Below are 13903 nucleotides of genomic sequence, written 5' to 3' on the forward strand. Positions count from 1 at the left end.
ATTTCAGCTCAGGCATATGTCTCGGTGTACGGTTGACCCTGCCGGTAATGTCTCATGCGTATACCGGAGTAACCATGATCAACGAATGCCCGAGGCACTTAACGGCATGAACGTACATGAACCCAAAACAACGGATCATTATGCCCTTGACCGGGCTCATGCGGTGCGAATAGACGCGTTAAGTCGCTATCAGGACACGATTAAGGAGGCCCGATCTCTCTTTCCTGCCAACGTCGTGAATCAGCACATCGGGGAGTTTTTGTCTGGAAAAAGAGAAAACCTGGATCTGTCCGAACTTTACAACAAATATTTCGAACGACCTGAAATACCAACAGCAAGCACCGACTTTTCCGGCAATAACCGGCTAACTCAAGCTGGGCAAGGATCTCAATTAATGAGTGACTTTGCTGCTGACGTGCCTGATGTACACCGAAATAACCGGGATCAAGGCAATCCCCTGATCTATACCGATATGGACAAGTATAATCCTCCGGCATGTACAACATCGGATGTTTCTGATCAGGAGCGGACTTATGCGCAGCGAATGCAGGAGTTAAGCTGCTTTAAGGATCTGATAGAGGACGCAAGGCCACACTTTCCTGCCATAGCCTTCGATAAGTATATTGAGGATTTTTTGTTTGGAAACCGGGATAAGCTGGAACTGTCCAGACTTTTCAGCCAATTTGCCAATCCACGGTCTCAGTCTGGTGCAATCGATTCAACAATTAATACAACATTTAATACAACATTTAATACAACAGTTAATACAACAACTGATACAACATCAGGTCAATTCCCCCGCAAAAGAATAACTCCCTTCATGACTGAACAGCAAAAAGTAGAGCTAAGGACAATCCTTGAAAGTAATAAACCCTCTGATTTTGGCATTAATGCAAACAAATGGTCCGCCAATAATGTTAGAAAACTGATCCAGGATCTGTTCAAGATAGATTGCAAGGAGTGGGCTGTGAAAAAGATTGTGCACAGAATGAACATAACGTTTAAGGAAATCAATAAAAAGTCACAAACCGACCCTGGAAAAATGATGTGGTGAGGGGGAGTTTTTCATGACCTTCCGTCACTATATCTGATCTTTAATTGCAGGCATACTGACAGGGTTTCAGCCAATAGCCAAAGACTCCTCACATGATGCTTTTCAATTCGCTGCTCCCGGGCAGGTATAACGGGGTTTTCACAGCACTGCTGTTCAGTGCCTGCTCAATCATTCCTCAATGGGGTATCGGTAATGAACAGGTTGCAACCGAGGCAGAAATCAGGGCCATTGAAAATGATATACAGCATACGAAAGAGCTACTGGAATCACTCAATACAGCTCGAACTTCTGCCCAGAAACAGGTTCAGAAGAACGATATGGCCATACAGCAACTGAACGCTGATATCAGTACCCTGGAAACCCGTCTCAAGGAGGGGCAGAGCGAAATAAAAAAGCTCCAGAGCCGTCAGCAGCAGTTGACGGCAAAGAGTGAGCAGCAGAAGGCCCAGGTGGTCCAGAGTCTGCAATCGCTATACAAGAGTCTGGGCGACAGCCGCATCAAGCTGTTGCTGAACCAGGAGGATCCGGAAAGTGTTTCCCGGCAACTGGTTTATCTTGATTACTTTCAACAGGCACAACTTCAGTCGATCCGGGAGTACGAGAAAACCCTTGCGGAACTGAAATCCGTGGAAAATGCCCGGCAAACACTCATTACCCGACTTAACCGGGAAAAAGAAGAGATTGACCAGAAACAGCAATCGCTGGTCAAACAGCAGTCTGAACGTAAAAAACTGTTGAGTGAGTTGGCGAGTCGATATCAAAAGGGAGGAAAGGCCCTTAAACAGTTGGAACAGGAGCGGGAGAAGCTGGGTAAGTTGCTTGCCAGTATTATCAGCCGACAGCTCAGCAACAGCGACTCTTTCAAAAGTCGTAAAGGCAAGTTGTTATGGCCAGTAAAAGGACGAGTCCTGTTTAACTTCAACGATCAGAATCCGGAAACACGCATGCGCTGGCAGGGCATGTTTATTGCCGCAACATCCGGAACGACGGTTAATGCCATTCATGATGGCCGGGTGATCTTTGCCGATTGGCTAAGCAGTTATGGCCTGTTGGCTATCGTTGACCATGGCGATAATTTCCTGACACTCTACGCGCACAATGACTCCATTCTCAGGCAGGAAGGTGATACTGTGCTGGCGGGTGAGCCACTGGCATTAAGTGGTCAGAGCGGTGGGCAGCAAACCGGGGGTGTTTATTTTGAGGTGCGTCTGAATGGCAAACCCCAGGACCCTTCGCTATGGCTTGGTCGGCAATAGCGAGAAAGTGAGGATAGAAACATTTACTGGTGAGTAAGTGGCGGAGCGATTTGGTGACGACACAGGTTGATGCAGACACTGGCATGCCCTGGCCAATTTATCACTACAATTTATCACTACAACTTATCGCAACAATTTGTCATTACAGTGCAACCGGTGGAAAGGTTTCTCTTATCAGGCTTTATCCCGAACTCAGTGTAGTTTCAACCGGTGATACCGATAAGTAATTTCTATACTTCACTGATTTTAAATAATGCCCGGGAGCATTCATGAAATTGATTTTTAACCTTAAACGGCTGATCAAAACTTCTTTTGTGCAGCCGTTGCTTCTGGTACTGGCTACCGGGCTGGCATTGAATGGCTGGGCTGATGCAGCTGTTCAGGAAGAACAGACTCCAAAGGCTCCTGCCTCTGAAATTAACAGCCAGTCCCCAGTAGCTCAAGACACAGGGGATGCTGAACAGCCCAAAGGAAGGCTGCCTCTGGATGAACTTCGGGCATTTACCGAAGTCATGGAACGCATCAAAAAAGCCTACGTCGAGGAAGTTGATGACAGGACACTGCTGGAAAATGCCATTCAGGGGATGCTCAGCGGGCTTGATCCACATTCTGCTTATCTGAAACCGGATGACTTCAAGGAGCTGGAAGAAAATACTTCCGGAGAGTTCGGAGGGCTGGGTATTGAAGTGGGCATGGAAGATGGTTTTATCAAGGTGGTGAGCCCCATTGATGATACACCGGCCTCAAAAGCCGGTGTTCAGGCAGGGGATTTGATCATCAAACTGGATGGTGTATCTGTCAAGGGAATGAGCCTGGGAGAGTCGGTTGATAAAATGCGCGGTAAAGCTGGCACCCCTATCAAGCTGACTATTGTTCGTGAGGGTGCGGAAAAACCTATTGAGATCGCCCTGGAGCGTGCGGTTATCAAAGTCCAGAGTGTCAGGGCCAGACAGCTTGAGCCGGGGTATGGCTATATTCGTGTCAGTCAGTTCCAGGCGGATACCGGCAATGAGCTGGTCGATACGTTAAAAGAACTCAAGCGAGAACAGAAAGAAGGTAAGCTTCACGGGCTGGTGCTGGACCTTCGCAACAATCCGGGAGGGGTGCTTCAGGCTGCGGTTGGCGTTACCGATGCCTTTATCAGCGAAGGGTTGATTGTCTATACCGAAGGGCGTATTCCAAACTCTGAGTTGAGGTTTAATGCAACTGCTGATGACCCTTCAGAGGGAGTCCCTCTGGTGGTATTAATCAATGGTGGTTCTGCCTCTGCTTCTGAAATTGTTGCCGGTGCCCTGCAGGATCATAAACGTGCAGTTCTGATGGGGACCGAGTCTTTTGGCAAGGGGTCGGTACAAACCGTATTGCCGCTGAGTGTTGATTCAGCCAAAGGATTAAAGCTGACCACTGCCTTGTATTATACGCCCAATGGCCGATCCATTCAGGCCGAAGGCATTAAACCGGATATTGTGGTCCAGCGTGCCAAAGTCACCCCGATTGATGCCCCCCAGCAGTATAAGGAAGCTGATTTGCAGCGACATCTCGGCAATGGCAATAAAGATGATGAATCCAAGAAAGCCAAATCCGCTAAGGTAGAGGAAGAGATTGCTGAACTGCTGGCCCAGGATTATCAGCTGAATCAGGCGTTGAACGTATTAAAAGGGATGCACATTAATGCGGTTACCGCTGTTAAACCAGAAGAAAAGAAGACTGCGGCGCTCAAGCCAATGAAAACAGCGCCATAACTGCCCATAACAAAAGCCTAAAAACGGTAGGAAACACCAAAACTGATAACGGGCTGCCAGCGGGCAGTTGCCGTTTCATCGAAGTTGCTTTTTGAGATGGATTTCAAACTATGGACAGTAGGGGCTGCGAGGTTGCTCCCCTCATTGTTCTCATAAACAGCACCAATGTCCACTCTGACACCCAGGCGGGCCTGATCAACCATCTTCTTCCAACCGACACCAAGATAGGTCTTGTTGTTATAGCGTACATTTTGTGAATCTTTCGATGAATGATGGAAGCTACCGGCAGACATACTGAAGTTGTTATCAAATGGCTGATAATCAATACGCAGGCCTTTGGCATTATCGGACGGGCTTAATGATTGATTGCTGAGTTCTATGGTAGAAGCGTGGGCCTTATCCTGGGAAGTAGCAGCATGGTGCTCTGGTACCAGGTCTGCAGCACCAGTCATCTGCACATGGTCGTCTGCCTGTGCAGTGCCAATAACAGTGACTCCCAGGGCAATGATTAGCAGGTGACTATTCATGGCACTTTTCTCATCTCATGGCACCCTTCTCATGGCACCTTCCCTCCAACCTTTTCTCCATTGGTGCATGAAGAACTGGAAAACGGTATAATTTTATCCTCTCTGTATTTATCACAAGAATCAACTGTTCATTTACACAAACTCTATCTATTTTTTTAAGGCACAGTTTTTGTTCACTGATTCATTTTCATTAAGCGTTCAGATTATTCGCTAAGTATTTTCCGTAACGCTCGCTGAACTTACCACTCTGATACCCGATTCTTCTCACTGATAGACTTAGCGCCAAAATCGATTGGCTGTGGATAACCCCATGCAAGTACAAAATATGCCCAACTATGGTGCTGTTCCCCCTGCGGAAATGGCTAAGCTGGCTGAGCAGGCGGCAATAGGCAAAGCAAAAAAACACCCTGAGGTAACCGTGATTCTGGCGATTATGGCCGGTGTTTTTGTTGCCATTGCCGGCATGTTCTATTCCGTGGTGATGGCCGGTGCCCAGGGCATGCCCTACGGTATGTCGAAACTGGTGGGCGGTATTGTGTTCAGTACCGGCCTGATGCTTGTGGTGCTTTGTGGTGCCGAACTGTTTACCAGCAGTACTCTGCTGTTGATGGGTAAGGCAACGGGTAAACTGAAGTTCCGTAACATCGTTAAAAACTGGGGGCTGGTTTATGTGGGTAACTTTATCGGCTCTATTTTCTTTGCCCTGCTGATTATTGGTGGCGGTGTCTGGGAAGGCGGCAATGGTCAGGTAGGACTCTCCTCCATGTATATTGCCAAGGCCAAGCTGGGCTATCCATTCTTCCAGGCCCTGATCCTGGGCATCCTCTGTAACCTGCTGGTTTGCCTGACCTACTGGATGAGCCTGAGTGCCCGCACGGCTGCCGGTAAAATGATGGCCTGCATTCTGCCGGTAGCGGCGTTTGTTGTCGCCGGTTTTGAGCACTCCGTAGCTAACATGTACCTGTTGCCTGTGGGCTATATGATCAAGTCCCTGGCGGGTCCTGAATTCTGGCAGGCGATTGGTTACACCGCTGCCGATTTCGACGTGATCAACCTGGGCAACATCTTTATGAATCTGTTGCCGGTTACCATCGGTAATATCATTGGTGGTGGTGTGATGGTTGGCTTGAGCAAGTGGTTTGTGCACCTTCGTGTTAAAGGTTAATCAGTGCTTTACTGAATGACCTCTGATGCAATCATACCTCCCACGCTGGCAGACCCTGTGGTTCCGGCGTGGGAATGCATTACCATCTGCTTGATGCCCTGCGCTGTTTTTCTGCCAATCCCCCGGGTTTGTGCCAGCTCTTCAACCGTACTCAACAAGACGGCTTCAATAGAGCCAAATTTCTGCAACAGAGCCCGGGCTTTCAGCGAACCAACACCTGGCAAACACTGCAGCATATTCAACTTTTGTCGGACAGGATCTTTGGATTGAATTGGCCGGGAGCCAATGCCCGCAGAATTCATAACCCCTCGAAACTTACTTCATTGTCGTCCAATCATCATCAGTAATGCAGCGGTTTCATCCGGGTTCCTTGAACGAAGTACAGGAATGCCAAAGTACAGTGACACCGTGACCAGGGCCCCTTGAATAGACTCCCGTCGTATACCCGATGAACACAACATGGCAGCAGTACCCTCAATCAATAAAACTTTTCGATAAGGAAAACAAAACCGGCTCAGCTGCCGGAATAACCGACCATCAATAATGGAAGCGGCCAGATCGATCAGCGTTTTCCTCTCAACCAGCCAGTCGTTGTTGATTTTATAATCCCCGCTTTCAAGGGCGACGGTGTTCACGACAACCCCTTCCCGATCCTGCAGAGTGTCAATAATCCCTGAAGCTCTTTCCCGATAATCAATGTCAATCACGATATTATGCATAGTATGAGAATTATTCTGATCATTAGGACAGGCAGGAGTATAGCTAATTGTGTATCCTTACCCCTGCCATGCAGAGAATTAGAGGGATAAGCAATGAAATCAGTGGCAATCTTCTGCGGTGCCCGGCCTGGTCGTAAGGAAGCGTACCGTCAGGCTGCCGAGGCCCTGGTGGACTTGCTGTTAGAGCAGGGCATCACCATCGTTTATGGCGGCGGCAATGTTGGACTGATGGGCACCATTGCTGACCGGGCCATCGCCGGAGGTGGCACAGTGGTTGGTGTGATTCCCCACGCCCTGGTCGGACAGGAGCAGGCCCATAAAGGCTTGAGTGAATTGATCCATGTGCAAGACATGCACCAGCGCAAGCAGAAAATGGGTGAACTGGCGGATGGCTTTATCACCTTGTCCGGTGGTGCTGGCAGTATGGATGAATTGTTTCAGGAAATTGCCCATCAGCAGGTAGGCTACCATGGTAAACCCTGCGCTATTCTGAATACGGCTGGCTATTATGATCACCTGGTGGCCTGGTTGGAAAATGCCGTGGATGAAGGCTTCATCACCCGCTATTGGTATGACCAGCTGTTGATTGACCACTCGCCGGTAGCATTGGCGAATAGATTGCTGAATAGAATGACAGGGGCAAGAATATGAAACCGCTGCTGGTGTATCTGCATGGCCTGAACAGTTCATCCCAGTCAAGCAAGGCGATTCAAACCACAGAATATGTCCGTGATAACCAGCTGGATATTGAATTATGGATACCGGACCTGCCGGTTTTTCCATCGGATATTGTGCAGTGTTTACAGAGCCACCTGAAAAAGTCGCTGGATCTGCGGGATATCTACATCATTGGCAGCTCCCTTGGCGGTTTCCTGGGTACCTGGCTGCAACACTGGTTGCTTGTTAATGGCCACAGCAAAAAGGCGAGACTGGTGCTGATTAACCCGGCCGTTGTTCCCCATAAAGGATTCGAAGCATTTCTTGGCCCCCAGAAAAACTATCATACCGGTGCCGACTGGGTAATGACCGAAGAGTATGTTGAACAGCTGCTGCTTCTGGAAGTCGAGCCTCCGGCATCACCGGAAAACACCCTGCTCATGGTACAGAAGGGGGATGAAACTCTGGACTACCGGCAGGCACTGGAAAAATATCAGCAATGCCGGGTGATCGTACAGGAAGGTGGCAGCCACGCCTTTGAGCATTTTGAGAAAATGCTGCCAGAAGTCTTTGACTTTCTGAAACCGGATTTCTGACATCCGTTTGAACAAATCACCGTCCATTCGTTACACTCTCTATATTCAATATTCAAGCTCCGCGTCATCAAGCGATCAGTCAGCAAGGACTCATGGTAAAAAACGACTACAACGCCGAGGCGATTGAAGTACTCAGTGGCCTCGACCCGGTGCGCAAACGCCCCGGAATGTACACCGACACTACCCGGCCAAACCATCTTGCCCAGGAAATCATCGACAACAGCGTGGATGAGGCCCTGGCAGGTTTTGCTTCCCATATCAAAGTCACCCTGCACAAAGACCAGTCTCTGGAAGTGGTGGATGATGGCCGGGGCATGCCCACCGATATCCATCCGCAACATGGCATCTCGGGTATTGAACTTATTCTCACCCGCCTGCATGCCGGTGGTAAATTCTCCAACAAGAACTACCAGTTCTCCGGAGGTTTGCACGGGGTGGGTGTTTCTGTGGTCAATGCGCTCTCCAGCCGTCTGGAAGTGACCGTTCGCCGTGGTGGCATCGTGTCATCCATCAGCTTTAAAGATGGCTACAAGGATGAAGACCTCCACGAAACCGGCACCTGCGGCCGACGCAATACCGGCACAACGGTTCATTTCTGGCCCGATGCCAGCTATTTCGACTCCCCACGGTTTTCTGTACCCCGACTAATGCATAACCTCCGGGCCAAGGCAGTGCTTTGCCCTGGACTGCGGGTTGAATTTGATGACCGGATTTCTGAAGACGTTACCGAGTGGTATTACGAAGATGGCCTGAATGACTATCTCAAAAGTGCCACAAGGGGCTTTGCCGTGCTCCCCGCTGACCCCTTTACCGGCGCCCTGAAAGGGGAAAGCGAGGCGGTAGACTGGGCCGTCCAATGGTTACCCGAGGGTGGTGAACTGCTGACGGAAAGCTATGTCAACCTGATTCCCACCCCGCTGGGCGGTACCCATGTGAATGGCCTGAGAACCGGCCTGCTGGAAGCAATCCGGGAATTCTGTGAGTTCCGGAACCTGTTGCCCCGAGGCGTGAAACTCGGTGGCGATGACCTGTGGGAAAACTGTGCCTACGTATTATCTGCCAAGCTGGCAGACCCGCAATTCTCCGGCCAGACCAAAGAACGCCTCTCTTCCAGAGAGTGTGCCGCCTTTGTCTCTGGGGTGGCAAAAGATGCCTTCAGTCTCTGGCTGAACCAGCATACCGCTGAAGCTGAACTGCTGGCAGAACTGTGCATCAGCAATGCCCAGAAACGGATGCGCAAGGCCAAGAAGGTCGCCCGTAAAAAAGTAACCCAGGGGCCAGCACTGCCGGGTAAACTGGCGGATTGCGCCAGTCAGGACCTGGGCATGACCGAACTGTTCCTGGTGGAAGGGGACTCGGCGGGCGGCTCTGCCAAACAGGCCCGTGACCGTGAGTACCAGGCCATCATGCCGTTGCGGGGGAAAATCCTCAACAGCTGGGAAGTGGACTCATCGGAAGTGCTGGCCTCCCAGGAAATACACGACATCTCCGTAGCACTGGGAGTTGACCCGGCATCGGATAACCTGGATGGTTTGCGCTACGGCAAAATCTGCATTCTTGCCGATGCTGACTCCGATGGCCTGCACATCGCGACACTGCTCTGCGCCCTGTTCGTTCAACACTTCCGCCCGCTGGTGGAACGTGGCCATATTTATGTTGCCATGCCTCCCCTTTACCGGATTGATGTGGCCAAAGACGTCTATTACGCCCTTGATGAAGCGGAGAAAGAAGGCATTCTTGAACGTATCCGTGCCGAGAAAAAGAAAGGCAAGATCAATGTGCAACGCTTTAAGGGACTGGGCGAGATGAACCCTCTGCAGCTGCGTGAAACCACCATGTCTGCCGACACTCGTCGTCTGGTTCAGTTGACGCTGGACGATGAGCAGGAGACGACTCAGCGGATGGATATGCTGCTGGCCAAGAAGCGTAGCTCAGACCGCAAGTCCTGGCTGGAGTCCAGGGGGAACCTGGTTGAAATTGCTTAAATGCCTGGAAAGAGAAGTGATTGGGCGGAACCTGCTCTTATTTATGAAATATTCGGGCTAGTACATAGATTCAACAAGGTTGATATCTGACAAAGTAATAACTCCTGGTTTCAGGCATTATTGTGCTTTTTCCTGAAGCGTACCTATTAAATAGCAAAAGAAATGAAAAGAACTCATTTTATTCTCGCAGCACTCTTCGCTAGCTCTGTACTCATACACGAAAATGCATTTGCAGAAGTTTCCTTCAAGTCACTTCTGGAAGAAATGACCAATCGTGAAGCACTCGCTCGTGAAGATAAATATGACTTCACCCTTGCACAGGCAAGCAGTTATGACCGGGCATCAAAGTCGCCAGCTGAAGATTGGTTTGCTAACGGTGATGGCAGTGGATTTATCCGTGAGGAGGTCAATCACGGTCGCAAAGAACGTGTACTGATGGATGTTCAGGGTCCAGGAGCAATCGTGCGCTTTTGGTCAACATATCTCACATGGGGATTTAAAAATGGAACCATCCGTTTCTACCTGGACGGCTCAGATAAACCAGCTATTGAAGGAAAGTTTTTAGACATTATCAGCGGCAAACTCCTGGCTGACGGCATTCTCTCAGCGCGTACAGGTACTTTCCGTGAAGACCACAAGGGAAAAGGCTACTTGCTTAGCGGTGTCAACCTCTATGTTCCAATCCCATATGAAAACGGATGTAAAGTCACATACGAAGGCGAAGATGACCCATTCTACTTCGCTATTAATTACCGTGCATACGAAAAAGGAACACCAGTCAAAACATTCGCAATGCAAGAGCTGAAAGACAATGCAAAGCTCCTGGCTGACACGCAGCAAGACATTGTGGAAAACAAGCCATATCAAGGCGCAGTTGACGGTGTTATGCATAACGACATCACACTCGCACCAAACACAAGCAAGACAATTACAATCACAGGTGAAAAAGCAATCCGTAAGTTTGCAATGAAACTTATCTCGGAAGATTACAAGCAGGCATTGCGTTCAACAGTTATTGAAATGAAGTTTGATGGTAAAAAAACTGTCTGGACTCCTGTCGGGGACTTCTTCAGCACTGGATACACGCTGGCAACTGAGTTTAACGGACGATACCATAAAGTCTCATTCGACGGTGAAATGTCAAGCCAATGGATTATGCCATTCCAAAGGAATGCTGAAATAACCATCCATAACTTCGCTGAAAAACCTGTAACCATCAAGAACCTTTCTGTCAAACATACTCAATGGGACTGGAATAACGATTCGCTCTACTTCCATGCAAATTGGCATACATACTCAAAAATCCCGACTCATCCGCACAGAGACCTGAACTACATCACTATCGATGGTAAAGGTAAATATGTTGGCGATAGCCTGGCTATTTACAATTACGTTGATGGCGAGCCTAAGCAACCCTGGTGGGGAGAAGGCGATGAAAAAATCTATATCGATGGCGAAACATTCCCTTCACACTTCGGTACAGGAACAGAAGATTACTATTCTTACGCCTGGGTTGGCTGCGCAACCTTTGCTCAACCTTTCCTCGGTCAGCCGATTGCACAAGGCAACCGTGGTATAGGCCTGACCGTGAATAACCGTTGGCGTGCACTTGATGTGATGACATTCAATAAGTCTCTCAAGCTGGATATGGAGCTATGGCACTGGGCAGGCAGCGGAAACGTCGACTACGCACCAACAACATTCTGGTATGGAACTGCAGAAAGTAAAGCAAGCCTGGTAAACAATCCACACCAAGGCGTGAAAACACCAGTACGTTTCAATGAACGTATCGAAGCAGAAGCATTCAAAATCGAGACCAAAAGCAATGCTGAAAGCGTTGTCTACTCACAACCAGAAAACCGCGCGTGGAGTAACCGTAGCCAGCTCTTTATCTCAAACTTTAGCAAGGGGGATGTTGTCAATGCATCATTCTATTCAGGCGAAGAGAAGACAGGCACGCTCACGCTTGTTGCACAGAAGCTACCAGCAGTCGGGGCGGTAACGCTCAAGCTCAATGATAAGCCACTTGTTGCAGACTTTAATGCTAAGGGCAAAGGCACACTGACAATCCCTGTGCCAAACACAACGCTGAAACAAGGTCGCAACACTATCTCCATCCAATCAATTAATGGCGGAGATATGGCACTCGATTACCTTACCATTAAATAACTGCAAGTAACCGTAACAAGCATATCTACGGAACGATAATTGGTATTGCAATCGATGGACGATAACAGCTATCAGGCTTTATCGTCCATTTGTTATTGTGGGACTGTAGCGAGCCATGCGTAGCACAGCCAGCGTTGATGTATCATATCGTCTTGTTCAGGGTGCTACAAAACTCACATCAATAATATTAATTTGGCCACTGGTACCAAATCGGTAGGGCATTTGCCATGGCCCAATGATTTTCCACCAACCCACGCCAACACCAGCGCTGACGATAGTGTGCAGCCCGTCGATAACTTTATGGCCAACGACGTTCGGGTACATTCGGCGCAAGATCAGATTATAAGGGAAGAACTGGCCAGCATGAGTGTGACCGGAAACCTGTAGATCGGCCTTGTTCTCGACACTTTCAGGTATGGAAACGGGATTATGGTCAAAGACAATGATCGGGTCACTGGCTTGAACATTGTCGCGCTCATAAATTTCTTTCAGGCTCATCCGATTGGTAACGGCAAATTTATTACCGATGTCATCGCGGCCTATCAAGTGAATGCCATCAATAGTGAGTGCCTCATCGTGCAGAATCTCAATTCCTGAATTTTTGATAAAGGCAACATTACCTTCCACATCGTTACCATAATATTCATGATTGCCAAGAATCGCATAGACACCATATTTTGCTTTTAATTCAGCAAAAACTTTTTTGTATCGATCATTAACGTTGGTATGGCTGTCCTGAAAAATATCGCCACCAAACACAATGATGTCGGGATTTTCAGCGTTAATCTTCGTTACCATATCCACAAAGAGCTGTTTGTTGGACGTTGGCATAAGATGGAGGTCGCTGACAAAGGCGATACGCAGCCGTTCTCTATCTGCAATTTTGTTAACCGTTATTTGGGTATGAACGACATCGGTATAACGATAGTTGATATAACCGACAACAGTCACTGTGCATAGCGAAGCGGCAATAATCCATTTTCCAAGATAGACTGGCACAGGCTTTATCAGATAATGAACGATCAGCAGTACCAGTACAGTAAACAGCAAGTAGTGTGCAAGATAGACATAATTACCAAAAAACAGGCCATACAGCTCGTTTTCAATAATGAGGTTCTTTCTGATATAGGCTAGTGGCAAGATGCCAAAAAATAGCAACACGCTGGTCAAAAACAGCTTAAACAACCGATAATCCTCGGAGAGTGGTGAATTTTCAGTGGTAATAATAAAAGCAGCCAAACGCATATAATGTCAACAGAGCGATCACCTTCTCAAGGGTTATCTCACCGTTGTGGGGTATATATTCTGTCGTATTTCTTTCTGGATGATTTGAACTCCCAGAACAGCCTGGCGATCAGATAGGTTGCCCCTGACTGATGAGTAAATGCTGTATGGCTAGCTATCAACCGGGTCGTAATACCTTACTCAAAAACGACTTGAAGAAAGAAACGCTGAATGTGGTGGTAACAAATAGTAGATCTCGCTGGCTTACTACTGATTTTTGTCGTGTACAGTACAGATCATCACATAGTTAAACAATAGGCAATAGTCGTATTATTATTGATTTGATCACTACAACCGATCGCTGTAATGTAGGCTACTCACGCCGTCAAAACCTTGAGGATTGTGTATGCTGAAGAAAAGAATTATCAAGAAAACAGCAGAAACCGAAGTGACGTTTGAGTTCACTCAGCCGGGTATCAAGTCCGTGTCCCTGATTGCGGATTTTAACCAGTGGCAACCGGTTACCATGAAATACCACAAGAAAGATAATGCCTTCCGTACCAAAGTAAAGCTACCTGGCGATAAAGCCTTCCATTTCCGCTATCTACTGGATGAAACCACCTGGGAGAACGACCATAACGCGGATGATTACGTGCCCAATCCCTTTGGCAGTGATAACAGTGTGGTCTTTACAAAAATCAAAAAGTAATTAAAAGAAAACCCCGTTACCCGTTCTTTATGGAGGGGATGACGGGCTGACACTCCCCGCCCTGGCGGGCGAGGGTTCTTGATCGCTCAAGAACGTTTCT

Annotated in this window: 13 protein-coding genes; 9 read left to right on the forward strand and 4 right to left on the reverse strand. The window is 48.3% G+C overall.

The genetic code is table 11. The features are described from left to right. The 3 genes from KDK13_RS00820 to KDK13_RS00830 all read left to right on the forward strand — a co-directional run. The coding region (locus tag KDK13_RS00820) for a hypothetical protein (protein ID WP_257282828.1) at positions 1-1054 on the forward strand (1054 nt) is incomplete at its 5' end. 92 nt (positions 1055-1146) lie between these two features. After that, positions 1147-2310: a murein hydrolase activator EnvC gene (locus KDK13_RS00825; RefSeq protein ID WP_257282829.1), complete on the forward strand. Its 1164-nt coding sequence runs from the start codon at positions 1147-1149 to the stop codon at positions 2308-2310. A 269-nt stretch (positions 2311-2579) separates the two neighbouring features. Then, a complete protein-coding gene (locus KDK13_RS00830; protein WP_257282830.1) occupies positions 2580-4052 on the forward strand; it encodes a S41 family peptidase in 1473 nt (490 codons plus the stop codon). Positions 4053-4069: 17 nt separating this feature from the next. Here the strand turns inward: KDK13_RS00830 and KDK13_RS00835 are convergent, their stop codons facing one another. Further along, the gene (locus KDK13_RS00835; protein WP_257282831.1) at positions 4070-4579 is read right to left on the reverse strand and encodes a hypothetical protein; all 510 of its coding nucleotides are present in this window, start codon (positions 4577-4579) and stop codon (positions 4070-4072) included. A 310-nt stretch (positions 4580-4889) separates the two neighbouring features. Here KDK13_RS00835 and focA point away from each other — a divergent pair, with 310 nt between their 5' ends. Continuing rightward, positions 4890-5744 (forward strand): formate transporter FocA, encoded by an 855-nt coding sequence (gene focA / locus KDK13_RS00840; protein ID WP_257282833.1) that lies wholly within the window; start codon positions 4890-4892, stop codon positions 5742-5744. An 8-nt stretch (positions 5745-5752) separates the two neighbouring features. Here focA and KDK13_RS00845 read toward each other — a convergent pair whose 3' ends face one another. Both KDK13_RS00845 and KDK13_RS00850 read right to left on the reverse strand, forming a co-directional pair. Continuing rightward, complete coding sequence (locus tag KDK13_RS00845) at positions 5753-6046, reverse strand: helix-hairpin-helix domain-containing protein (RefSeq protein ID WP_257282835.1); 294 nt, start codon at positions 6044-6046, stop codon at positions 5753-5755. Positions 6047-6064: 18 nt separating this feature from the next. Then, a complete protein-coding gene (locus tag KDK13_RS00850) occupies positions 6065-6463 on the reverse strand; it encodes an ERCC4 domain-containing protein (protein ID WP_257282836.1) in 399 nt (132 codons plus the stop codon). A gap of 93 nt (positions 6464-6556) precedes the next feature. Between KDK13_RS00850 and KDK13_RS00855 the strand changes: the two genes are divergently transcribed. The 4 genes from KDK13_RS00855 to KDK13_RS00870 all read left to right on the forward strand — a co-directional run bounded on the left by KDK13_RS00855 (position 6557) and on the right by KDK13_RS00870 (position 11870). Further along, a complete protein-coding gene (locus KDK13_RS00855; RefSeq protein ID WP_257282837.1) occupies positions 6557-7114 on the forward strand; it encodes a TIGR00730 family Rossman fold protein in 558 nt (185 codons plus the stop codon). Beyond that, the gene (locus KDK13_RS00860) at positions 7111-7716 is read left to right on the forward strand and encodes a YqiA/YcfP family alpha/beta fold hydrolase (protein WP_257282838.1); all 606 of its coding nucleotides are present in this window, start codon (positions 7111-7113) and stop codon (positions 7714-7716) included. Before KDK13_RS00855 ends, KDK13_RS00860 begins: the two co-directional genes overlap by 4 nt. Before the next feature lie 92 nt (positions 7717-7808). After that, a complete protein-coding gene (gene parE, locus KDK13_RS00865; RefSeq protein ID WP_257282839.1) occupies positions 7809-9701 on the forward strand; it encodes a DNA topoisomerase IV subunit B in 1893 nt (630 codons plus the stop codon). Positions 9702-9863: 162 nt separating this feature from the next. Further along, positions 9864-11870, forward strand: a complete 2007-nt coding sequence (locus tag KDK13_RS00870) for a glycoside hydrolase family 172 protein (protein WP_257282840.1) — start codon at positions 9864-9866, stop codon at positions 11868-11870. Between the two features lie 156 nt (positions 11871-12026). On the opposite strand, the gene KDK13_RS00875 is transcribed toward KDK13_RS00870, so the two are convergent. Continuing rightward, complete coding sequence (locus tag KDK13_RS00875) at positions 12027-13055, reverse strand: metallophosphoesterase (RefSeq protein ID WP_257282841.1); 1029 nt, start codon at positions 13053-13055, stop codon at positions 12027-12029. Positions 13056-13500: 445 nt separating this feature from the next. Between KDK13_RS00875 and KDK13_RS00880 the strand changes: the two genes are divergently transcribed. After that, positions 13501-13803, forward strand: a complete 303-nt coding sequence (locus KDK13_RS00880; RefSeq protein ID WP_257282842.1) for an isoamylase early set domain-containing protein — start codon at positions 13501-13503, stop codon at positions 13801-13803. Positions 13804-13903 lie beyond the last annotated feature (100 nt).

This window comes from Endozoicomonas sp. SESOKO1 (assembly GCF_024606265.1).
GTDB lineage: Bacteria > Pseudomonadota > Gammaproteobacteria > Pseudomonadales > Endozoicomonadaceae > Endozoicomonas.